At 72.8% G+C, this 23,186-nt stretch carries 17 protein-coding genes; 7 read left to right on the top strand and 10 right to left on the bottom strand.

Annotated elements, in window-relative coordinates; genetic code table 11:
• From imuA' to AB0L06_RS27290, 3 genes are read left to right on the top strand one after another with little or no spacing between them, the layout of a single operon-like run.
• Positions 1–744, top strand: a complete 744-nt coding sequence (gene imuA', locus AB0L06_RS27300) for a DnaE2-dependent mutagenesis accessory factor ImuA' (RefSeq protein WP_500233955.1) — start codon at positions 1–3, stop codon at positions 742–744.
• Positions 741–2,264: a DNA polymerase Y family protein gene (locus AB0L06_RS27295; protein WP_500233954.1), complete on the top strand. Its 1,524-nt coding sequence runs from the start codon at positions 741–743 to the stop codon at positions 2,262–2,264. The genes imuA' and AB0L06_RS27295 overlap by 4 nt, the downstream gene beginning before the upstream one ends.
• Complete coding sequence (locus tag AB0L06_RS27290; protein WP_500233953.1) at positions 2,257–5,559, top strand: error-prone DNA polymerase; 3,303 nt, start codon at positions 2,257–2,259, stop codon at positions 5,557–5,559. The genes AB0L06_RS27295 and AB0L06_RS27290 overlap by 8 nt, the downstream gene beginning before the upstream one ends.
• Before the next feature lie 27 nt (positions 5,560–5,586).
• On the opposite strand, the gene AB0L06_RS27285 is transcribed toward AB0L06_RS27290, so the two are convergent.
• The gene (locus AB0L06_RS27285; protein ID WP_500233952.1) at positions 5,587–7,053 is read right to left on the bottom strand and encodes a polysaccharide deacetylase family protein; all 1,467 of its coding nucleotides are present in this window, start codon (positions 7,051–7,053) and stop codon (positions 5,587–5,589) included.
• A gap of 277 nt (positions 7,054–7,330) precedes the next feature.
• Here AB0L06_RS27285 and AB0L06_RS27280 point away from each other — a divergent pair, with 277 nt between their 5' ends.
• The gene (locus tag AB0L06_RS27280) at positions 7,331–9,352 is read left to right on the top strand and encodes a protein kinase domain-containing protein (RefSeq protein ID WP_500233951.1); all 2,022 of its coding nucleotides are present in this window, start codon (positions 7,331–7,333) and stop codon (positions 9,350–9,352) included.
• On the opposite strand, the gene AB0L06_RS27275 is transcribed toward AB0L06_RS27280, so the two are convergent.
• The 3 genes from AB0L06_RS27275 to AB0L06_RS27265 all read right to left on the bottom strand — a co-directional run bounded on the left by AB0L06_RS27275 (position 9,312) and on the right by AB0L06_RS27265 (position 13,155).
• A complete protein-coding gene (locus tag AB0L06_RS27275) occupies positions 9,312–11,447 on the bottom strand; it encodes an MMPL family transporter (RefSeq protein ID WP_500233950.1) in 2,136 nt (711 codons plus the stop codon). The two genes, AB0L06_RS27280 and AB0L06_RS27275, sit on opposite strands and share 41 nt — an antisense overlap.
• A 236-nt stretch (positions 11,448–11,683) precedes the next feature.
• Entirely contained in the window at positions 11,684–12,610 is a 927-nt protein-coding gene (locus AB0L06_RS27270; RefSeq protein WP_500233949.1) for a Ppx/GppA family phosphatase, read from the bottom strand.
• Between the two features lie 56 nt (positions 12,611–12,666).
• On the bottom strand, positions 12,667–13,155 hold the full coding sequence (locus tag AB0L06_RS27265; RefSeq protein ID WP_500233948.1) for an LURP-one-related/scramblase family protein: 489 nt from the start codon (positions 13,153–13,155) through the stop codon (positions 12,667–12,669).
• Between the two features lie 57 nt (positions 13,156–13,212).
• Here AB0L06_RS27265 and AB0L06_RS27260 point away from each other — a divergent pair, with 57 nt between their 5' ends.
• Entirely contained in the window at positions 13,213–13,647 is a 435-nt protein-coding gene (locus AB0L06_RS27260; protein WP_500233947.1) for a PH domain-containing protein, read from the top strand.
• 58 nt (positions 13,648–13,705) lie between these two features.
• Here the strand turns inward: AB0L06_RS27260 and AB0L06_RS27255 are convergent, their stop codons facing one another.
• From AB0L06_RS27255 to AB0L06_RS27240, 4 genes are read right to left on the bottom strand one after another with little or no spacing between them, the layout of a single operon-like run.
• The gene (locus tag AB0L06_RS27255) at positions 13,706–14,608 is read right to left on the bottom strand and encodes a ribokinase (protein ID WP_500233946.1); all 903 of its coding nucleotides are present in this window, start codon (positions 14,606–14,608) and stop codon (positions 13,706–13,708) included.
• Between the two features lie 28 nt (positions 14,609–14,636).
• On the bottom strand, positions 14,637–16,583 hold the full coding sequence (locus AB0L06_RS27250) for an ABC transporter permease/substrate-binding protein (RefSeq protein ID WP_500233945.1): 1,947 nt from the start codon (positions 16,581–16,583) through the stop codon (positions 14,637–14,639).
• Positions 16,580–18,106: a sugar ABC transporter ATP-binding protein gene (locus AB0L06_RS27245; protein ID WP_500233944.1), complete on the bottom strand. Its 1,527-nt coding sequence runs from the start codon at positions 18,104–18,106 to the stop codon at positions 16,580–16,582. Before AB0L06_RS27245 ends, AB0L06_RS27250 begins: the two co-directional genes overlap by 4 nt.
• Positions 18,103–19,158, bottom strand: a complete 1,056-nt coding sequence (locus AB0L06_RS27240) for a LacI family DNA-binding transcriptional regulator (protein ID WP_500233943.1) — start codon at positions 19,156–19,158, stop codon at positions 18,103–18,105. The genes AB0L06_RS27245 and AB0L06_RS27240 overlap by 4 nt, the downstream gene beginning before the upstream one ends.
• 392 nt (positions 19,159–19,550) lie before the next feature.
• Between AB0L06_RS27240 and AB0L06_RS27235 the strand changes: the two genes are divergently transcribed.
• Positions 19,551–20,951 (top strand): FAD/NAD(P)-binding protein, encoded by a 1,401-nt coding sequence (locus AB0L06_RS27235; RefSeq protein WP_500233942.1) that lies wholly within the window; start codon positions 19,551–19,553, stop codon positions 20,949–20,951.
• A gap of 48 nt (positions 20,952–20,999) precedes the next feature.
• Here the strand turns inward: AB0L06_RS27235 and AB0L06_RS27230 are convergent, their stop codons facing one another.
• Positions 21,000–21,212, bottom strand: a complete 213-nt coding sequence (locus AB0L06_RS27230; protein WP_500233941.1) for a hypothetical protein — start codon at positions 21,210–21,212, stop codon at positions 21,000–21,002.
• 103 nt (positions 21,213–21,315) lie between these two features.
• Between AB0L06_RS27230 and AB0L06_RS27225 the strand changes: the two genes are divergently transcribed.
• Entirely contained in the window at positions 21,316–21,963 is a 648-nt protein-coding gene (locus AB0L06_RS27225; RefSeq protein ID WP_500233940.1) for a GNAT family N-acetyltransferase, read from the top strand.
• Between the two features lie 9 nt (positions 21,964–21,972).
• On the opposite strand, the gene AB0L06_RS27220 is transcribed toward AB0L06_RS27225, so the two are convergent.
• Complete coding sequence (locus AB0L06_RS27220) at positions 21,973–23,121, bottom strand: glycerophosphodiester phosphodiesterase (protein ID WP_500233939.1); 1,149 nt, start codon at positions 23,119–23,121, stop codon at positions 21,973–21,975.
• Positions 23,122–23,186 lie beyond the last annotated feature (65 nt).

Below are 23,186 nucleotides of genomic sequence, written 5' to 3'. Positions count from 1 at the left end.
ATGGCGGACGCGTCGGCGGCCCCCAGCCTCCCGCCGCACGCCGTCCTGCGGGACCAGCTCGTACGCGCGGGCGGGCCGCGAGTGCCGGTGCTGCCCGCGTTGCGGACGCTCCTCCCGGGCGGGCTGCGGGCGGGCTCGGTCGTCGGGCTGGACGGGTCCGGATCGGCGTCCCTGGGCGTCGCGCTGGTCGCCGGGGCGTCCACGGACGACGGCACGGAACCGGATGGAGGGACGAATGGCTGGTGCGCGGTCGTCGGCGTCCCCGAATTCGGGGTGCTCTCCGCGTGCGGCATGGGCGCGGACCCGCGCCGCCTGCTGCTGGTGGACGATCCGGCGGAGCGGTGGCCCGACGTCGTCGCGGCGCTGGTCGAAGCCGTGAGCCTGGTTCTGGTCAGGCCGCCCGAGCGTCCCGCGCCTGGGGCCGTCCGCCGTCTGACCGCCCTCGCGCGCAAACACGGGAGCGTACTCGCGCTCACCGGCCCTGCCATGCGCACATGGCCAGGGCTGAGGCTGCGGCTTGCCGTGACCGAGTCCCATTGGGACGGGCTCGGGAACGGTCATGGCGTCCTTGGCGGACGTCGCGCGCAGGTCGTCGCCCAAGGCCATGACGCGCCAGGGGCCGGGCGGCGCGAATGGCTCTGGCTGCCCAATGCCACTGGACAGGTCGAACCGGCCGAGGCACCGCGCGCCCGCACGTCTGGGCGTCCCGTGCTGGAGGTCGTCCGGCCCCGGAGGGTGTCGTGAGCCGGGTCCTGGTGGTGTGGTGCCCCGACTGGCCCGCGACCGCAGTCGGGATCGAGGCGTCCGTGCCCGGGGCGGTCGCCAGTGACGGCCGGGTCGCGGCCTGCACGTCGGCGGCGCGGGCTGAGGGCGTGAGGCGTGGGATGCGTGTTCGGGACGCGCAGAGGCGCTGCCCTGATCTGCTCGTGCGCACGCGCGACACGGACGCCGAGGGCCGCATGTTCCTGGCGGTGGCGGCGGCCGTGAGCGAGCTGACTCCCAGGGTCGAGGTCGTCCGGCCAGGTCTGTGCGCCGTGCCCGCGCGCGGACCGGCGACGTTCTACGGCGGCGAGGAGGCCGCCCGGGTCCTCCTCCAAGACGCGGTGGTCGAAGCGGGGTTCGACTGCGGGGTCGGCGTCGCGGACGGCCTGTTCGCGGCGGAGCTGGCCGCGCGCGTCCAGGGCGGCGTGATCGTGCCGCCCGGTGGCGCGGCGGCGTTCCTCGCGCCGTACCCGATGTCGGTTCTGGACCGTCCCGAACTGGCCGACCTGCTCGAGCGGCTCGGCATCCGGACGCTGGGCGACTTCGCGGCGCTGCCAGCCGGGCACGTCGCGGGCCGGTTCGGCGCGGACGGCGCGCTCGCGCACCGCCTCGCGCGGGGCGAGCCGCCCCGGCCGGTCGCGCCGTCCGCCGCGTCCGCCGACCTGACCGTCCGCGCCGATTTCGACCCGCCCGCGCAGTCCGAGGAGGTGACGTTCGCCGCGAAGCGGCTGGCGGGCGAGCTTCACGAGTCGCTCGCCGAGCACGGCCGCGACTGCGTGCGCCTGTCGGTGGAGATCGGCATGGCGGACGGCCACGTCCTGCACCGGCTCTGGCGGCATGACGGCGCCCTGTCCGCGCTCGCCGTGGCCGAACGCGTCCGCTGGCAGCTCTCCGCATGGCGGACAGACGCTCCGAGTCATGACGGGGACGCCGTGTGGGGCGGGGTGGTCTGGCTGGAGCTCACGCCTGACCAGCTCGTGCCCGCGGTAGGGAGCCAGGACGCGCTGTGGGGGCAGAGCGCCGTGGACGAGCGTGTCGCCCGCGCCACCGACCGCATCCAGGCCCTGCTCGGGCATGGCGGGGTGACGCGTCCCGTTCTCGTGGACGGCCGCGGACCCGGCGAACAGGTGATCAAGGTCCCTGTGGGCGACCTGCCGCCGCGGGAGATCCCGGACGGCCCGTGGCCCGGCCGCGTGCCGGCGCCCGCCCCGGCCGTCGTTCCGCCGGAGCCGCTGCCCGCCGCCGTGACGGCTCCAGACGGCGCTCAGGTGCGCGTGTCGGCCCGTTGCGCGGTCTCCGGGCCTCCGGCCCACATCGCGGTCGGCGAGGCGCCTCCGGACGCCGTGACGGCCTGGACGGGCCCGTGGCCGGTCGCCGAACGCTGGTGGGAGCCCGAGCGCGCCCGCCGCCGGGCGCGGTTCCAGGTCACGACCGCCGAGGGGGCCGCGTACCTGCTGGCCGTCGAGGGCGGGCGCTGGCACGTCGAGGCGACGTATGAGTAACTGGTTCAACCCGCCCGTCCCCTGGTCCGAGCTGGAGAAACGTCTGACCTGGAACAGTGGCGGCGACCGCACTTCGCCGGAACCCCCGGAGCCTCCGAAGCGGAACGACCGGCCTGACGTCCCGCCTCCGCCCGCGCCCGCGGAGCCGGAGGTCGAGTGGGCCGAGCTGCACTGCCACTCCTCGTTCAGCTTCCTGGACGGGGCGAGCGACCCCGCGCGTCTCGTGGAGGAGGCCGTGCGGATCGGTGTGGGCACGATGGCGGTGACCGACCACGACGGCATGTACGGGGTCGTGCGGTTCTCCCAGGCCGCCCGCGAGGCCGGTGTCCGCACCATCTTCGGGGCCGAACTCAGCCTGGACATCGAGACTCCGCGCGCGGGCGAGACCGACCCCGCCGGACGGCATCTCCTCCTGCTCGCGCGCGACCCGGCAGGCTACGCGAAGCTGTGCTCGGCCATCACGACGGCGCAGCTGGCGGGCGGGCGGAAGGGACGGCCGATCTACGACCTGGAGGCCCTCGCGCAGGCGCACGAGGGACGCTGGGCCGTCCTCACGGGATGCCGCAAGGGCCCTGTCCCGGCGGCGCTCGCCGAAGGCGGTCCGGAGGCGGCCGAACGCGAACTTCGCCGCATGATCGAGATGTTCGGACGGGAGAACGTCTTCGTCGAGCTGATCGACCACAACCAGCCCGGCGACGACATCCGCAATGACGCGCTCTTCGCGCTCGCGGATGAGGTCGGGGCACCGGTCGTGGCCTCCAACAACGTGCACTTCGCCGCGCCAGGGGCCGAGGCGCGCCTGGCCGAGACGATGGCCGCCGTCCGGTCGCGGCGGGCGCTGGACGACATGGTCGGCTGGCTCCCTGCGAGCGGCACGGCACACCTGCGCAACGGCGCAGAAATGGCCGCGCGCCTGCGCCGCTTCCCTGGCGTGCTCGAACGGACGGTCGCCCTTGGCGCAGAGTGCGCCTTCGACTTTTCGGTCGTCGCGCCGAAGCTGCCCGACTGGCCGGTCCCGGAAGGTCAAACCGAGGCCAGCCACCTAAGAAGGCTCGTCGCGCAAGGCGCGCTCGAGCACTACGGCACACCGGACAACGAGAACATGCCCGGGGCCTACGCGCAGATCGCCAAAGAGCTCGACATCATCGAAGGCCTGGGGTTCCCCGGTTACTTCCTGATCGTCCACGACATCGTGGCGTTCTGTAAGAGCGCGAACATCCTGTGCCAGGGACGAGGATCGGCGGCGAATTCGGCGGTCTGCTACGCGCTCGGCATCACCGGGGTGGACGCCGTCAGGCACGGCCTGCTGTTCGAGCGGTTCCTCTCCCCCGGACGCGACGGACCACCCGACATCGACCTCGATATCGAACACAACCGCCGCGAAGAGGTCATCCAGTACGTCTTCGACAAGTACGGGCGTGAATGCACCGCACAGGTCGCGAACGTCATCAGCTACCGGCCGCGCATGGCCGTCCGGGACGCGGCGCGGGCGCTCGGCCACTCCCCCGGCCAGCAGGACGCCTGGTCCCGCGGCATCGACCCGCGCGACCCGGTCGGCTCGGAGACCGGGGTTCCGGGACCTGTCCGCGACCTGGCCCAGCAGATGCTGGAACTGCCCCGCCACCTCGGCATCCACTCCGGCGGCATGGTCATCGCCGACCGTCCGGTGGGCGAGGTCTGCCCGATCGAGTGGGCGTCCATGGAGAAGCGCAGCGTCCTGCAATGGGACAAGGACGACTGCGCGGCGGCGGGGCTGGTGAAGTTCGACCTGCTCGGCCTCGGCATGCTCGCCGCCCTGCACGACTGCTTCGACCTCGTGCGCGCGCACTACGGCAGGAGCTACGACCTCCAGTCCGTCCCGCAGGAGGACTCGGACGTCTACGACATGCTCTGTGACGCCGACACGGTCGGGGTGTTCCAGGTGGAGTCGCGGGCGCAGATGTCCGCGCTCCCGCGCCTGCGTCCTCGCCGCTTCTACGACCTGGTCGTGCAGGTGTCGCTGATCCGGCCGGGGCCCATCCAGGGCGGGTCCGTCCATCCCTATCTGCGGCGGCGTAAGGGGCTGGAACCGCCGACGTGCCCGCATCCGCTGATGGAGGGCGCGCTCGCGCGCACGCTGGGCGTTCCGCTGTTCCAGGAGCAGATGATGGAACTGGCCATCGCCTGCGCCGGATTCACCCCCGCGGAAGCCGACCAGCTACGACAGGCCATGGGAGCCAAGCGCGCACCCGAACGCGTTGAGCGACTCAGGGAGCGCCTCATGCGCGGGATGGCTGAGCGCGGCATCCCGGACAATGTCGCCGAGGACGTCTACCAGAAGATCCTGGGCTTCACCGGGTACGGCTTCCCCGAATCGCATGCGCAGAGCTTCGCGCACCTCGTGTACGCGAGCGCCTACCTGAAGCGGCACCACCCAGCGGCGTTCACGGCCGCCATCATCCGCAACCAGCCGATGGGGTTCTACAGCTCCAACTCGCTGCTCGCCGACGCCAAACGGCACGGAATCACCGTGCGCGGCGTGGACGTCAATGCCAGCGACCTGCACACGACGCTTGAAGAGCCGGTCGCGCCCACGCGCGCACACGAGCACGCGCCAGCCGAGCCCCAACCCGCGATCCGCGTCGGACTGGCGAGCGTTCGGGACCTCGGAACGGCCACGGCCACGGCGATCGCGGCCGGACGGCCCTACCGCGATATGGAAGACCTCGCCCGGCGGGTCACGCTGTCTGCGGCGGCACTCGAAGCCCTGGCGACGGCAGGCGCGTTCGGCTGTTTCGGGCTGTCGCGGCGGCAGGCCCTATGGGCGGCGGGCGCACTCGCTGGAAACAGCCAAAACGCCCTGGAGGGCGTCACACCGGGAACGATCGCGCCTCCGCTCCCCGCCATGACGCCCGTCGAGGAGACCCTCGCCGACCTGTGGGCCACGGGCATCGCGCACACCCATCCCATGACGCACGTGCGCGAGGCGCTGGACGACCTCGGCGCGCTGTCGTCCGAGAACATAGGAAAACAGCCCGGTGACACGAACGTGGTGGTCGCCGGGCTGGTCACGCACCGGCAGCGGCCCCCGACGGCGGGCGGCATGGTGTTCATGACCCTCGAGGACGAGACGGGCGTCATCAACGTGGTCTGCCCGCCGCCGGTGTTCGCCCGGCACCGCGCCCTCGCGGTCGACTCCCAGGCCCTCCTCGTCCACGGGCGGCTCGAACGCGTCGACGGCGTCGCCAACGTCCGCGCGACCCGGCTCCGGCGGCTGCCCGTCCCCGGCCGCGTCCGCTCCCGCGACTTCCACTGAGCCCCGGGCCACCACGAGGACCGGGGCTCACCAGCCGGAGAAGCGGCCGCCAGGCCGGATGCGGGCGTGGGCGTGCCGGGCCGCGAGCAGGTCGGACACGGTCACCAGGGTGTAGCCCTCGCCCTTCAGCCGCGCCACGATCCCCGGAACGGCGTCCACGGACGTCCCATAGGTGTCGTGCATGAGGATCACCCCGCCCGGGCGCGCGCGGTCCACGGCCCGGTCGGCGATGATCGAGGCGTCCCGGTCGCGCCAGTCCAGCGTGTCCACGTTCCACAGCGCCTGGACGAGGCCGAGCGAGCGGGCGACGTCCGTGACGACCCCGTTGGACGCGCCGTACGGAGGCCTCAGCAGTACCGGAGCGCGGCCGGTGAGCCGCCGGACGACGTCCTGCGTCTGCTGGACCTCCGCGTGCACCTGGATCGGCGCGAGCCGGGTCAGGTCTCGGTGGCTGCGCGTGTGGCCGCCGACCTCGTGGCCCGCGTCGGCCATGCGCCGTACCAACCCCGGATGGGCGGACGCGTTCGCGCCGACCACGAAGAACGTCGCTCGCGCGTGCGCGCGGTCCAGCTCGTCCAGGAGCCGGGGTGTGTCGGGGCCGGGCCCGTCGTCGAAGGTCAGCGCCACGCACTTGGCGACGTCGCAGTTCACGCGCGCGGAGGAAGGACGTGCCCGCTTCGTCCTCGTGGGCATGGGGACATCCGTCGCGAGGGTGAGCTGGGGACGGGGCGTCAGGGACGCGGCGCGGGCACGGCGGCCGAGGTCCGACAGCAGCGGCTCGAACTCGGAGGGGGCCAGCGCAACGGCGACGCGGCCGGGCGCGGTCGGAGCGACCGAATGGTCGTTGAACTCCACGACCAGGTCGCCGTCGGCGTTGAACGCCATGGACGCGAAGGTCGCCGGGACGGCGGTGACACGCTCCGGGTCGGCCTTGGCCTCGATCCGCGCGCGCACGAGCTGGGCTAGACGCTTCAGGCCGTTCTCGCCGTTCACCAGGGCGTCCGAGCCCACGGCCCGCCCGGCCCGGCCGTCGTACCAGAACGTGCGGCGGGTCTCGCCCGCCTCCGCGCCCTGGGACTTCCAGCTCACGAGCCGGACGCCGACGACGTCCCCGGACGCCGCGGTCAGCGTCCACTGGACGTTCAGCTCCGGCACGAGCGTGCCGGGCTCGTACTTCCCACGTATGGCTTCGCGCTCGTACCGGTCGGCCAGGTCGTCCACGGCCTGATCGAGCCGGTCGGTCAGCGGCCCCGCGCCGGGCACGATCGGGTAGGCGGTGAAGAGGCGGCGCCACGCGTCCGACTCGCTGCGGGTGGCGGTCTCCAGGCCCGCCACGGACGCGGGTTCCACGGCGTGCGGCAGGGTCGAGTCCAAGGCGGTCTGCCGGGCCCAGCGCGGGCCGTCGGGCGCGCCCGCGCAGCCGGTGGCCGTCGCGCCGAGCGCCAGTCCCGCCGCGAGCATGGCCGCCGCTCCGCGCCACCGCACCGGTCGCACGCCACCTCCTCGCCCAACACCGCACCGTCCGGCACCGCACTCGTCCGACACCGAACAATCCAGACCAAAACAGACAGATCGGCAGACTATGGCGGTCGCGGCCGAGGTCGCCGCACTTCCGGACAGCCATGAACGAGGTTTGCCCCACCGCCGATTCTCCTTTACCTCTTTTTGGCAATCTCTTGGCCCTGGCCCTACTGACCTGGGCTCTGCCATGGTGTGACGGTCGGGGGAATCCGTGCGGGCGGGCGGAATTCAGGAACGCAGGGTGATGCCCATGGCGGGTCGGCCGCTGGGACCGGACGACCCGGTGCGCGTCGGCGCGTACCGGATCGAGTCCAAGATCGGCGAAGGCGGGATGGGCGCGGTCTACCTCGGCCGCGCCGACGGCGACGGCCGCCGCGTCGCGGTCAAGGTCGTCCGGCCTGATCTGGCGGGCGACCCGGCGTTCCTCGCGCGCTTCCACGACGAGGCCGTGAACGCCGAGCGGGTCGCCTCGTTCTGCACCGCGCAGGTGTACGAGCACGGCCGCGACCTCGGCCTGGCCTACCTGGTCACCGAGTACATCGAGGGCCCGTCGCTGGAACAGCACATGAGGCGGCAGGGGCCCCTCAGCCCCGGCATGCTGCACGGCGTGGCGGCGGGCGTGGCCTTGGCGCTGGTCGCGATCCACCGCGCCGGGCTCGTGCACCGCGACCTCAAGCCGAGCAACGTGCTGCTGTCGCTGACCGGCCCGCGCGTCATCGACTTCGGGATCGCCCGCGCGCTGGACGTCGCGGTCTCCCACACCCGCACCGGCCAGGTCGTCGGGACGGCCGGCTACATCGCGCCCGAACAGGTCGCCGGCCAGCCGGTGACCACGGCGGTGGACGTGTTCGCCTGGGGCTGCCTGGTCGCCTACGCCTCCAGCGGGCAGAACCCGTTCGGCAGCGGATCGTTCGAGGTGATGATCGCGCGGTCGCTGCACGCCGAGCCCGACCTGTCCGCGATCGGCGGCGAGCCGCTGGCCGGGCTGGTCCGGCGGGCGCTCGCCAAGGACCCGAAGAGCCGTCCGACCGCGCAGGACCTGCTGCTCGGCCTGGTCGGCGGCGCGTCCGAGGACGACGTGTCGACCACGCTGAACCAGGAATGGGAGGAACCCCTCCGACCACCGCTCCCCCAGCCGCCGCGACCGGACGCCGGCGCCGCGACGCATCCCCCGACCGACGTGGTGCAGAACGGGCGAACGCACCCTCCCACCGAAACGAATCAGGTCTTCGCGCAGGGACACCACGCCGTCCCCGCACCCGCTCCCCATCCACCCCCCGGCCCAGGGCCGGATCCTGGGCACCGTCCTACGCGCACCATGGGGAAACGCCGCCGCCTCCCCCTCTTCGTGGCGCTCGCCGTCGCGGCGGTCGTCGCGGCCGGAGGCGGCACCGCCTACCTGCTCTCCGGCTCGAAGCACGACCACTCGCACTCCACCACGGGCACGTCCGCCGCCGCGTTCCCGAGCGAGACGATGCTCGTCCGCCAGGACACCGCGCCCGGCTGGCCGCAGAGCTGCCATGCCCACATCGCCCGCTTCTCGGCGAACACCGGCGCGGCGCCGTCGGCCGTGACGTCCGGGAGCTGCGACATACTGCCCGCCTACGCGCCCGGCCTCCGCAAGTTCGCCTTCACGAGGAGGGTCGGCGGCGTCAACCAGCTCTGGACGGCCGACACCGACGGCTCGAACGCGGCCAAGCTCGTCGACAAGATCGGCGGCGGGCGGACGGCCTGGTCGCCCGACGGCACCCGGATCGCCTACTTCGCCAAGGACGACACGGGGTTCAACCAGCTCTACGTCGTCACCGTCGCCGATGCGAAGACCACCCGGCTCACCAGCGACGGCGCGGACAAGGACGACCCGTCGTGGGGACCGTCCGGCAAGCTCCTGTACTTCGACTCCGGATCCGGGCAGAACCAGATCCACCTTCTCGACCCGCAGCATCCCGACCGGCCCAGCATCCGGCTGACCAGGGACAACGTCTTCGCCAAGGACCCCTCGTGGTCCCCGGACGGCACGCGCATCGCGTTCACCCGCGGCGCCTACCCGCACGGCGAGATCTGGATCATGGGGGCCGACGGGTCCGGCGCGCATCGCCTCACGGGCTCGTCCGAGCACGAGATGGACCCGGTGTGGTCCCGTGACGGCTCCTGGATCGCCTACACGCGGGGGCAGTACGCCACGCCCGTGATCTGGGCGGTGCGCCCGGACGGCTCGGGCGACCGGCGGGTCAGTCCGCAGGGGACGTCTCTGGCCCACCCGGGCTGGTGACCGCCGGGTCCCGCGCGAGGCGGCTCGGCCACCACATGCGCGCGCCCACGTCCAGGTTGAGCGCGGTGACCAGCACCGACCGGACGACGAAGGTGTCCAGCAGGACGCCGAACGCGACGGTGAAGCCGAGCGCGGTCACGAACACCAGCGGCAGCGAGCCGAGCGCGGCGAACGTCCCGGCGAGGACGGCGCCCGCCGAGGTGATCACACCGCCGGTCGCGGCGAGGCCGATGAGCGCGCCGCGCCGCGTGCCGTGCCGTTTGGCCTCCTCGTGCACGCGCGTCATGAGGAAGATGTTGTAGTCCGTGCCGAGGGCGACGAGGAAGACGAACGTCCATAGCGGGAACGACTGGTCCACCCCGGCGAACCCGAAGACATGCTTGAACATCACGGCACTCACTCCGAGCGCCGCCGTGTAGGACAGCACCACGGTCAGCACCAGCACCACCGGTGCGACGACCGCCCGCAGCAACAGCCCAAGGATGATGACCACGACGCCCAGGACGATCGGGATGACGAGCCACTGGTCGTGCCGGGACGCGGTGTTGACGTCCAGCGTGAACGCCGACCCGCCTCCGACCTTCGCCGACGCGCCGGGAACCCGGTGGACGGTCGTCCGCGCGTCCTTGACGGTCTGGAACGCGGCTCCGCTGTCGGACGGGGCGGTCAGCGTGCCCTCCATGTACGCGATGCCGCCCCTTCCCGGCCCGACCTGGTGAACGCCGACGATGCCCGGCACCCCCGACGCCGCGGCCTGCACCTGCGGCTGCTGGGCCGCGTTGGAGACGATCACGATCGGCGTGCCGGTGCCGGCCGGGAAGTGCCTGGTCAGCACCTCCTCACCGGTGACCGAGTCGGGCTTTCCGGAGCTGAAGGCGTCCTTGTTGGCGACCGGGCCGGTGTGCAGGCTGACCAGCCCCGCGGACAGCACCCCCAGGACGACCGCGGTCCCGAGCCAGGTGAAGCGCGGACGCGCCGCGATCCGCGTCCCCGTCCGCGCCCACAGGCCGTGCTCGGCGGGCTCGGTGGTGCCGTAGCCGGGTCGGCGCGGCCAGAAGACCCAGCGGCCGAGCACGACGAGGATCGCGGGCAGCAGCGTGACCTCGGCGAGCAGCGCGACGGCCACGCCGATCGCCATCACCGGGCCCATGCTCTTGGTCGAGTTCAGCTCGGCGACCAGGAGCACCAGCATGCTGATCGCGACCGTGGTCCCGCTCGCGACGATCGCGGGCCCGGCGCGGTGCAGCGCGATGGCCATCGCCTCGTGCCGGTCCCGGTGCCGCCGCAGCTCCTCGCGGTAGCGGGCGATGAGCAGCAGCGCGTAGTCGGTGCCCGCGCCGAACACCAGCACGGTCAGGATGAACGCCGCCTGCCCGTTCACGGTCAGCCCGGCGTGCTTGGCGAGCAGGTACACCACCCCCTGCGCCGCCTCCAGGGCGAAGAACACGCAGATCAGCGGCAGCATCCACAGCAGCGGGCTGCGGTAGGTGAACAGCAGGATGAGGATCACGATCGCGGCGGTGATCAGCAGCAGCGTCTTGTCGAAGCCGCTGAACACGTTGCCGAAGTCGCCGCCGTACCCGGCCGGCCCCGTGACGTGCGAGGACAGTCCGGACGGGTTCCCGTTCTGGGTGATCTTGCGGAAGTCCTTCACGCCCTTGCCGAGCAGGTCCCAGCCGGACGACCCGACCTTGACGTTGACGATCGTCTGCAGCGCCCGGCCGTCCTTGGACACCACCGGTCCCTGCACGGACGCCACGATGCCCCGCGGCGCCTCGCCCTTCGACTTGCCGGTGACCGCCTTCAGCGCGACCGCGTCGGCGGCGGCCTTGGCCCGGTCGGCCGCCGTGACCGCGCCGTCCGCCCGCTCGTAGACGATCACCGCCGGGTACTCGTCGGACGGCACGAACGGCTTGGACAGGTTGTACGCCTCAGTGGACTCGGCCTTCTTCGGCAGCCACGACGAGGCGTCGTTCTTCTGCACGTGGACGAGCTTCCCGGCCATCGGCGCCGCGACCATGACGATCACGACCCAGACGACGAGGACCGCCCACTTGCTCCAGCGCCCGCACGGCAGCGCGGAGATCCTGTTCACGCCCGTCATCGCACCCCTCGCAAGCGTGGCCGCCCGCTCCCAGTGCAACTCGACCCTTCAGGACGAGCAAGACATATCGCGTTAATTCAAGGGACAGTAAAGTCGCTGGCCACAAGCGCGCAGGTGGCCGGGTTCACGACGTCCGCATGCGGCCAGCGCCGGGGTCGGCCGGCGTCCGGACCGGCCCGCCCGACGACCGGCGCCAAGGCCGGCCCGCGCGACGGTCGGCGTCGTGGTCAGCCGGTGATCATGTCGAGGCGGCGCAGGATGACGCCCTCGCGCAGCGCCCACGGGCACACCTCGAGGACGCGCAGCCCGAACAGGTCCATCGCGGCGTCGGCGACGACCGCCCCGGCGGGCAGCAGCGGCGCGCGCCGCTCGGACACGCCGGGCAACGCGGCACGCTCGGCGGCCGGCATCCGGGCGAGCTTGTCCACCCAGGCGGTGAGGCCGGAGTGCTTCAGCTCGCGGCGCACGAGCGGGCCGTCCGAGGACGGCGGGGAACCGGTGATCCGTGCGAGCTGGCGGAACGTCTTGGACGTGGCGACCGCGTGGTCCGGCTTGCCGTAGCGAGAGATCTCCCCGACGTGGCGGGCGATCTCGGCCCGGACGTGCCGGCGCAGCTCGCGCACCCGCTCGGCGGACGGCGGGTCGGACTCGAACCAGTCGCGGGTGAGCCGGCCGACGCCGAGCGGCAGCGAGATCGCGACGTCCGGGTTCTCGTCGATGCCGGTCGCGAGCTCGAGCGAGCCGCCGCCGATGTCCATCACCAGCAGCCGCCCGGACGACCAGCCGAACCAGCGGCGCACCGCGAGGAAGGTCAGCCGCGCCTCCTCCGGGCCGGGCAGCACCTGGATGTCCACCCCGGTCGAGGCGCGCAGCCGGGCCAGCACCTCGGCGCCGTTGCCCGCCTCGCGGACGGCGGAGGTCGCGAACGCGACCAGGTCCTCCACGCCCTTGTCCTCGGCGATGCGCAGCGCGTCCCGGACGAACGCGGCCAGCCGCGCCTCGCCCTCCTCGGTCAGCCGGTCGCCGACGAGGTGGGCGGCCAGGCGCATCTCCTCCTTGTGGGAGAAGGCGGGCAAAGGTCGGGCCCCCCTATGGGCGTCCACCACGAGCAGATGCACCGTGTTGGACCCGACGTCCAGCACACCGAGTCGCATGATGCGAACGCTATAGGGGCGGGAGGCCCGATACCCAATCAGAGGCCCGTTACCGGTCAGTCGTCGTGATTCTCCTCGGTGAGGGCGTCCACGCAGACCGCCACGGCGAGCGCGAGCGGGACGTCGTATCCGTCCACGATGTCCACCGCGTAGGTGTCGCGGACCCGGAACCACTTGCGCGAGATGAGGGCCACCGGGCCCTCCTCGCCCTCGATCCCGTACTCCTTGTCGAGCAGGTCCCCGCGGACCGTCCACTCGCCGCCGCCCTCGTGGTCGACCTTGAGCTGGTCCCGGAACAGCGTGAAGTGCTTCTTGTGCACGGTCGCGACCTTGTCGCCGCCGCGCTCGATGACCATCTTGTCGTGCACGCTCATCAGCTTCTTGCGGATGACCGCCACGACCTCGCCCTCGCGGGTCTTCAGCTCGAACGTCTGCCGGATGCGCAGGGCCTTGCCGTCGACGAGGAAGACCTTCTCGCCGCTCTCGTCCTCGACCCAGAAATCCTCGCCGATCCCGAACACGCGATCGCGAATGAGGAACTTCATGCCCATGACTCCGTCCCCGCGGCGGAGGGGATCGCCGCTACGGATACCGTGGCGGACGTGAGTGAGGACACGCAACCCGGGGCCCGCTGGCGGGTGCCGCCCGCGCAGACCGTCGTGAAGATCGCGGCGACCGTCGCGCTCGCCGCCCTGGCGGTGCTCTCGCTGGACGACCCGCAGTTCGTGCTGCTCGCGGGGGTGGCGGCGGTCGGAGCGGCCGCGCTCGCGGTGCGCGACCTGATCGCCCCGGTCCGGCTCGAGGCCGACGCGGACGGGCTGACCGCCGTGCGCGGCTACGCGACGCGGGAGCGGCTGAAGTGGCCCGAGGTCACCGCCGTCCGGGTGGACGAGCGGAGGCGGCTGTTCAGCAAGACGATGCTGCTGGAGATCGAGACCGAGGACGACCTGATCATGCTCAGCCGCTTCGACCTGGGCGCGGACGTCCGGGACGTGGCGGGCACCCTCACCGAGCTCCGGAACCGCACGACGGCCTGAGAACGAGAAGGACGGCCCGGGCCAAAGCCCGAGCCGTCCATCGGAAGAAGAGCGTCGATCAGACGGGCAGTTCGTCACCCTCGGCCGGGTAGGACGACTGCGCGCCCTCCCCCCGCACCGCCGCCGCGCCCACCCGGACCGCGAACCGCGCCGCCGACTCCAGGTCGTCGCCGCGCGCGAGCCGCAGGCAGAGGGCCGCGGTGAACGCGTCCCCGGCGCCGGTGGTGTCGACCGGCACGACCTTCGGCGACTCGACGGACCGGACGCCGTCGCGGGTGGCGACGAGCGCGCCGTCCTCGCCGAGGGTGATCACGACCGACCTCGGCCCCAGGTCCAGCAGGCAGGTCGCCAGCGTGGCCGGGTCGTCGGACGCGTCGTGGTCGGGCAGCAGGGACGCCGCCTCGTGCTCGTTGACCACCAGCGGGTCGCAGAGCTCGAGCAGGTCGGACGGGACGGACGCGGCGGGCGACAGGTTCAGCACCACGCGCGCCCCGGCGTCCACCGCTGTGCGGGCGGCCGCCGCGACGGTCGGCTGCGGGATCTCCAGTTGCAGCGACACGACCGTCGCGCCCTCGATCAGCTCCCGGGCGGACAGGACGTCGTGCTTGGTGAGCCGGCCGTTCGCGCCGGGCGACACGATGATGCTGTTGTCGCCGTCCGGGCCGACCGTGATCAGCGCGACCCCGGACGGCCCCTCGGCGACCAGCAGGTGCGACAGGTCCACCCCGGCCGCGCCGAGCGCCTCGCGCAGGAGCGCGCCGTTGCCGTCGTCGCCGGTGCGGGCCAGGATGCCGACCCGGCCGCCGAGCCGTCCGGCGGCGACGGCCTGGTTGGCGCCCTTGCCGCCGGGCAGCGTGGCGAGGTCGGACCCGAGGACCGTCTCCCCCGGTCCGGGCCGCCGGTCGACCCGGACGATCAGGTCGGCGTTCACCGATCCCACCACGACCACCTCGTGCGACATCCGCTTCTCCCCCTTCTCAGCCGCCGTGTCAGTTCGTGAACTGGTCGGCGTTCTCGCGGGTCGCGACCTTCACCGGCACGGCGTTCGTCGAGTCGATCTTCTCACCTTGGGCCGCCTTGATCGCGCTCTGCACCGCCATCTGGCCGAGCAGCCGGGGCTGCTGGGCGACGGTCGCGTAGAGCGTGCCGGACTTGACCGCCTTGACGCCGTCCGGCGTGCCGTCGAAGCCGACGACCTTGACCTTCGAGCCGGCCTTGTTCCCGAGCGCCTTGATCGCGCCGAGCGCCATCTCGTCGTTCTCGGCGAACACGCCGCTCACGTCGGGGTTCGACTGGAGCAGGTTGGTCATGACGTCCAGGCCCTTGGTCCGGTCGAAGTCGGCGGGCTGCTTGGCGACGACCTGGATGCCGGGGAACCGCTTGATGCCCTCCTCGAAGCCCTGGCCGCGCTCGCGGGATGCCGAGGTGCCCGGCTGGCCCTGGATGATCACGATCTTGCCCTGCCCGCCGAGCGAGTCGGCGAGGGTCTTGGCCGCGTCCCTGCCGCCCGCGACGTTGTCGGACGCCACGAACTGGGCCAGCTGCGCCTTGTTCACGGTGCGGTCGGCGGCGACCACCGGAATGCCGGCCCGGTTGGCGGCCTGGACCGCGGGAGCGGCGGCGTCGGAGTCGACCGGGTTGATCACGATCGCCTTCATGCCCTGACTGCTGTAGTTCTGCACCTGGTTGACCTGCTGGGACGCGTCGTTCTGGGCGTCCTGGACGGTCAGGGTGACACCCTGCCTCTTCGCCTCCTCCTGCGCTCCGTCCCGGAACTGGACGAAGAACGGGTTGTTCAGCGTGGAGACCGACAGGCCGATCTTGATGTTCTTGTGCGCGCCGCCCGCGACGCCGCCCGATCCGCCGGACTTGTCGCCGGTGGACGCGACGCCGACCGCGATCGCGACGATCGCCGCGAGGGCGACGGCCGCGCCGGCCCACGCCTTGCGGGACGACAGCCGCAGCCCCTTGCGCCGGACGGTGTCCAGCAGGACGGCGAGGGCGATCACGACGCCGATCACGACCTGCTGCCAGAAGGCCGACACCGACAGCAGGTTCAGGCCGTTGCGCAGGACGGCGAGGATCAGCGCGCCGACCAGGGTGCCGAACGCGCGGCCCTTGCCGCCCGCGAGGCTCGCGCCGCCGATGACGACGGCGGCGATGGCGTCCAGCTCGTAGCCGTTGGCGGCCTGCGGCTGCGCCGAGGCGAGCCGGGAGGCCAGGACGACGCCCGCGACGGCCGCGAACGCGCCGGACAGGGCGTAGGTGGCGAGCTTCTGCCGGTCGACCCGGATGCCGGACAGCCGGGCGGCCTCCTCGTTGCCGCCGATGGCGTACATCGCGCGGCCCGAGTACGTGCGGGCCAGGACGAGGGCGGTGATCCCGCCCATCGCCAGCATGACCAGGACGGGCACCGGCAGGTACTTGCCGATGGTGTCGCCGAGGTGGGTGACCGCGCCCGGCAGCGGGATCGGGCTGCCGTCGGAGATCACCAGCGCCAGGCCGCGCGCCACGCCGAGCATCGCGAGGGTCGCGATGAACGGCGGCAGCTGCCCGTAGGTGATGAGCAGGCCGTTGACCAGTCCGGCGGCGATGCCGACGAGGACGGCCAGGACCAGGGCTATCGGCCACGGCACGCCGTGGTTGGTGGCCGTCCAGGCGAGCACGACCGCCGACAGCGCGGCGACCGCGCCCACCGACAGGTCGATGCCGCCGGTGACGATGACGAAGGTGACGCCGAACGCCAGGATGGCGGTCACGGCCGCCTGCACGCCGACGTTCAGCAGGTTGGTGACGGTGAGGAAGTCACTGGACATCAGCGCCAGGACGATCACCAGGGCGACCAGTCCGGCCAGCGCCCCGTTCTCCCCGAGGAACCGGCGTGCGATGCTCGTTCCGTTGCTCTGCCGCGTCTCGCGCGGTGTGGTGGTGCTCATGATTGCGGGTCCTTCTGGGAGTTCTCAGGGGTGCTCGCCACGGCGAGTTCCATGACCGCGTCCTGGGTGGCCTCGCCGGACGCCAGCTCGCCGGCGATCCGGCCGCGTGACATGACCAGGACCCGGTCGCTCATCCCCAGCACCTCGGGCAGGTCGCTGGAGATCATCAGCACGGCCCGTCCGGCCGCGGTGAGCCGGTTGACCAGCTGGTAGATCTCGACCTTCGCGCCGACGTCGACACCGCGGGTCGGCTCGTCCAGGACGAGCACCCGGGCGTCGGCGAGCAGCCACTTGCCGATCACGACCTTCTGCTGGTTGCCGCCCGACAGCGTGCGGACCTCCTGGCCGAGGCCGTGCATCCGCACGCCGAGCCGGTCCGCCATTCCGGCGGCCTCGACCCGCTGTTTGGAACGGTCCACGACACCGCCGCGGCTGACCGAGCCGAGCGTGACCAGGCCGAGGTTCTCGCCGACGTCCGCGCCGAGCACCAGGCCCTGGCCCTTGCGGTCCTCGGGGACGAGGCCGAGCCCCGCCTCCCGCGCCGCGTGCACCGAACCCGGCGCCAGGCGCTTGCCGTCCACGATCACCTCGCCGGTGTCGTAGCGGTCCGCGCCGAACAGCGCCCGCGCGACCTCGGTGCGGCCCGCGCCGACCAGGCCGGCGAGACCGACGACCTCGCCCGCCCGGACCTCGAACGACACGTCCTCGAACGCGCCCTCGCGGCCGAGCCCGCGGACCTGCAGCAGGACCTCGCCGGGCTCGTTCCGCTCGCGGGGGTACTGCTGCTCGATCGAGCGGCCGACCATCAGCCGGACCAGCTCGCGCTCCGGCGTGTCCGCCGGAACCCGCCCGACCGAGCGGCCGTCGCGCAGCACCGTCACCCGGTCCCCGATGCGGGGGATCTCCTCCAGGTGGTGGGTGATGAACACGACCGCGACGCCCTGCTCGCGCAGCCCGGAGACGATCTCGAACAGCCGGTCCACCTCGCCGGTGGTCAGCACGGCGGTCGGCTCGTCCATGATCAGGATCCGCGCGTCCAGGCCGAGCGCCTTGGCGATCTCGACCATCTGCGCGCGGGCGATGCCGAGGTCGCCCATCCGGGTGCCCGGGTCGACGTCCACGCCGACGCGGGCCAGCAGCTCGCGCGCCTGCGCGTTCATCGCCCGCTTGTCGACCAGGCCGAACCGGCGCGGCTGGCGGCCGAGGAACAGGTTCTCGGCGACGGTCAGCTCGGGGACGAGGTTGAACTCCTGGTAGATGGTCGCGATGCCGAGCGCCGCGGCGTCCTGCGCCGAGCGGATCTCGACGGGCTTCCCGTCCACCTCGATCGTGCCCTCGTCCGGACGGTGCGCCCCGGACAGCGTCTTGATCAGCGTGCTCTTCCCGGCGCCGTTCTCGCCGAGCAGCACATGCACCTCGCCCGGACTGAGGTCGAAGTCGACCCCGTCCAGCGCCTGCACGCCCGGGAAGCCCTTGCGCAACCCCCGCACGCGCAGGATCTCTCCGGATCTCCCGGTGCTCATGCCGGAACGCTCCCTTCGTTGTGCCTTCCGTACCGCGGGTGTTCCTGCGGCTCCCCGCAGGACCCCCGGACGACCAGTCGCGCCCGCAGCGTCACCGTCTCGACCTCACGCCCGGCCACGCGCTCGGTGAGCGCGCGCACGGCGCGCCTGCCGAGCTCCTGGACGGGCTGGGCGATCGCGGTCAGCGGCGGGTCGAGGTGGATGAACCAGGGGACGTCGTCGTACGAGGCGAGCGCGATGTCCCCCGGGATGGACAGCCCGCGCGCGTGGATCTCGTCCAGCGCGCCGAGGGCCATCAGGTTGTCCCCGGCGACCACGGCGTCGGGGGGTTCGGGAAGGTCGAGCAGCCGGGCGAGGGCGGCGCGGCCGCTGGCCGCCTGGAAGTCGCCCTCCTCCAGGTACTCGGGCCGCACCGGCAGGCCGCGGCGGGCCAGGGCGCACGAGAACGCGTCGGTCCGCTCCTGGCCGGTGGACAGGATCGCCGGGCCGGACACGAACGCGGGCCGCCGGCGGCCGAGCGCGAGCAGGTGCCCGACGAGCTCGTCGATCGCGTCCGCGCCGTCCACCCGGAAGGTCGGGACGTCGAGGCCGTGCAGCGTGCGGTCCAGGAACACGACCGGGGTGCCGGACTCGACGGTGTCGCGGACCAGCGGCGTCAGCTCGGCGGTGGGGCACAGCAGCAGGCCGTCGACGCGGCGCTCCAGCAGGGTCCGGACGTAGTCGTCCTGACGGCCCGGGCGCTCGTCGGCGTTGCCGATCACGACCGCGTACCCGGCCATGCGCGCCTCGTCCTCGACGGCGCGCGCCAGCTCGGTGAAGAACGGGTTCAGGATGTCGCCGATGACCAGCCCGATCGTGCCGGTCGCGTCGGTGCGCAGCGAGCGCGCGACCGCGTTGCGCCGGTACCCGAGCCGCTCGACCGCCGCCAGCACGCGGGCACGGTTCTGTTCCGACACGGTCGCGCTGTCGTTGAGCACGCGCGAGACCGTGGCGACCGACACGCCCGCCAGCTTCGCCACGTCCTTGACGCTGGCCTTGCTCTGGACGGCCATGTCCGCACCCCCTCTCGGGAACCGGTGATGTAATCGTTTACATCGCTCGTGTAAACGATTACACCATCACCCTCATTCCCGCAAAACGCACGGAGATCAGGAGGCGCTCAGGTCAACCTTCCGGCAACGTTCCCGGCCCGTGGCCAGCAGTGCCCGGCGAGCATCCGGGAGACCGGCTCGCCCCTGCGCAGTGCGTTCCGCCACGTCGGGGACGGTGGAGCTCCGGTCGGACGGCATGATGATCACTCTGTCCGGTACGGACCCCGGTCACCCCCCGCCTGAGGGGGTGCCGTCCGGGCGAGCGCCGCGAACGGGGCATGGCGCCCCGCCCGCGCCGGTCGCGCCGGTCGCGAGACCCGGGCCCGCCGAACGACCCCCGAGAGGAACGACCCATGCGAATCGCGATCATCGGAGCGGGCCCCGCCGCCGTCGGCCTGATCGACACCCTCGCGCGATCAGGCGCGGACGGCGCCGTGCCCGATGTCGTGGTGTTCGACCCGTCCCCGCACCCCTGGCGGGGACGGCCCTACGCGCCCGACCTGGACAGCGTGCTCGTGAACGTCCCTCCAGCGATCATGTCGGTGCGGCACGGCGACCGGGAGCACTACTCCTCCTGGCTGGGCGAGCGCGGCGCGGCCTATTTCGACCCCCTGCTGGGCGCTCCGCTCGTTCCGCGCGCCCTCTACGGCGAGTACCTGGAGGAGACGGCCGGGAAGGCGATGGCCGCCGGGAACGTCCGCCTGGTGCCGTCACGGGTCGTCGCCGTGACCCGCGACCTGCGGATCCGCACCGAGGACGGCCGCGAGCACGAGGCCGACCGGCTCGTGCTCTGCGTCGGCTCCGGCACCCCGGCCGACCTCTACGGCCTGGACGGGACGCCCGGGTACGTCACCGACCCCTATCCGCTGGCCCGCACGCTGGCGGACGTGCGCCCGGAGGCGTCCGTCGCGATCATCGGCAGCAGGCTGACCGCCGTGGACGTGGCCGTGTCGCTCGCCGCGCGCGGCCACGACGGCCCGATCTCGCTGGTGTCACGCGGCGGGATGCTCCCGCACGTCTGGCAGCGCCCGGACGACTACCGGCCCGAGCACCTCACCGTGCAGGCGGTCGAGGCGCTCGGCGCGGACGTGACGCTCGCGAGCCTCCACGACCTGCTGCGCGCCGAGCTGGACGGCCTCGGCGAGGACATCGCCGCCCTGGAGGCCGACCTGCGCGCCGCCGCCACCGAGGCCCCGGCCGTCCGGCTGCGCCGCCAGATCGAGACGGTGGGCACCCGCTCGCAGGCGCGACGGCTGGTCCAGGACGCCTGCCACGGCGTCATGGCGACCGCCTGGCCGTTGCTGTCCGAGGCGGACCGGGCGACGCTGCGGCGGCACGGGCGGCTGGCGGTGTCGCTGGCGTCCCCGATGGTCCCGGTGAACGCCGTGCGGATGCTGGCGCTCTACGACTCCGGGCAGCTGGACTCGCTGGCGGACGTCCGGGCCGTCCGGGCCGTGCCTTCCGCGGACGGGGGCTTCGTGATCGAGACCGGCGGCGGGACGCGCCATGCGGACGTGGTCGTGAACGCCGTGAACCCGCCGCCCGGGTCCGTCCCGCGGGCCGCCGCCGAGCTGGTCGGCACGCTGCTGGGCCAGGGGCTCGCGGCACGGCATCCGGACGGCGGGATCCTGCCGTCCGACCCGCGCGTCCACGTCGTCGGCGATCTGCGCGGCGGCCGTCCGTTCCTGACGGGCGGCATCCCGGACGTCATCGGCGCGGCGGCACGGGCCGCCCAGGCGCTCACACGGGCATGATCAGTGCCGGGCGGACGCCGGCCCCACGTGAGGGCGGCCGGCGGACGCTCAGGCAGGCGTGAGGGAGGCCAGGTCGACGAGGCCGGCCAGATCCTCGGTGGTCGCGTACCAGCCTCGGCCGACCGGCCGCCCCTCGCGGGTGACCAGGAAGGCCGAGGTGGCGTCGGCGGGGACGCCCGCGAAGTCGGCCCAGGCGCGGTGCGCGCCGTCCAACGGGACGGCCGTGACGCGCAGGCCGTCCGGGCCCGTCCAGACTTCCATGTACTCCACGCTACCGATCCGGTACTCAGGGCCATCGAGTCGGGGGGTTGACCCTGGGGCGCCGGGCGATCGATGATCGGCGGATCCCCTCGGGAGGTCCTCCATGGCGGGTTCTGAATCACCGGCGGCTCCGGACGCGGCGCCCTCGGCGCGGGTGGCGGCGGCCGCCGACGTCGATCGGGTGGCGGCGGTCCTCGCGCGCGCGTTCGACGACGACCCGGTGTGGAGCTGGATACTGCCGGACGAGGCGTCCCGGCCGCGGCGGCTCCGGGCGGCGTTCGCGATCCTGCTCCGGGAGGTCCATCTGGGGCATGGCGCGAGCGAGCACACCGGACGTTTCCACGACATCGAGGCGGCCGCGCTGTGGGATCCGCCCGGCGCGTGGCGGACGCCGCTCTCGGCGCAGGCGCGTCAGGCCGTCCCGCTCGTGCGCGCGTTCGGGACGCGCCTGCCGGCCGCCCTGCGGGCCCTGGGACGTGTCGAAGGCCAACATCCGAAGGAACCGCATTGGTACCTGTCGATGATCGGCACTGATCCTCAGGCGCAGGGCAACGGTCTCGGGACGGTCCTCCTCCGCTCGCGGCTCGACCGGTGCGACGAGTCCCGGGCGGCCGCTTATCTGGAGTCGTCCAAGGAGAGCAACGTCCCGTACTACGAGAAGTTCGGGTTCAAGGTGACCAAGGAGCTGCGGCTCCCGGGGAACGGGGCCCCGCCGGTGTGGCTGATGTGGCGGGACCCCGGGGCCGGCTGAGCCGGTGGATCAGGAGCGCTCGCCCAGGAAGTCCTGGCGGGCGCGGTAGGCGGTGTCGGAGTTGTCGGTGAACATCCCGTCGATGCCCGCCTTGAAGTACGTGTCGTACTCCTGGAAGATCCGCCCGTAGTCGCCGGGGTTGGTCCCGTTGCGCAGGTCGGTCGGCAGGAAGTTGTTCTCGTTCCGGAAGGTGTAGGGGACGACCTTGAGGTCGGCCTGGTGCGCGTCCCTGACCAGCGGTCCGGGGGTGCCGAGCGAGCCGTCCGCCTTCGGCGGGACGACCATGGACTTCTCCGGGCCGATCCAGTCGGCGTAGGTCCGGACGGTCTTCAGGCCCTCGGGCCTGGCCATCTCCGCGAACGTCGGCCCCTGGCCGGTCGCGACCGTGTCATAGGGCGAGCCGCTGGCCGACATGCACTGCAGGACGGTCACGTGCGGCAGCGCCTTGTGCAGGATCCGCAGGCTGGACGGCTCGAAGGACTGGACGACCGTCCGCCCGCCCTGGTCGAAGCCGTTCCGCTTGATCGTGGCGGCGACGGTGTTCTCCAGCGGCAGCCCGATCGAGCGGAAGTAGGTCGGGTGCTTGGTCTCCGGGACGATCCCGATCTTGCGGTGGTACTCGCGCGTGAACCGCTTGGCCAGGTCGATGACCTCCTGGAGGGTCAGCACCTGGTAGCGGCCGTTGTAGAGGGTGTTGCGCTGCCGGAGTTCGGGCAGCCGCTCGACCGCGCGCAGCGTCTTCAGCTCGGCGAGCGTGAAGTCCTCGGTGAACCAGCCGGTGATCTTCGTGCCGTCGACGGTCTTGGTCGTCTTGCGGCCCGCGAACTCCGGGTGGGACGCGACGTCGGTCGTCCCGCCGATCTCGTTCTCGTGCCGGACGACGAGCCGGCCGTCCTTGGTGGCGACCAGGTCGGGCTCGATGAAGTCCGCGCCCATCCGCACGGCCAGCTCGTAGGAGCCCTCCGTGTGCTCGGGACGGTACCCGGACGCGCCCCGGTGGCCGATGATCAGCGGCCCGCGGGCGGCGGTCAGGGCGGGCTCTGCCTGCGCGGAGGTGGCGGCCGAGGGCGAGACTGCGGGCAGGGTGGTGGCCGCGAGGGCGGCGACCGGCACCAGGACGGCCGCGGCCGCCGCGAGGGCTCGGGCTCGACGGATCATCTGTCGGGCTCCCTTTCATGGGGGTGAGGTGTGCCCGGAACGTACCGACCCGACGGTGTCCCGAC

It is taken from the genome of Spirillospora sp. NPDC052269 (assembly GCF_040679435.1).
In the GTDB taxonomy this organism is placed as follows: domain Bacteria; phylum Actinomycetota; class Actinomycetes; order Streptosporangiales; family Streptosporangiaceae; genus Spirillospora.
This window is presented reverse-complemented; position numbering and strand designations above follow the sequence as displayed.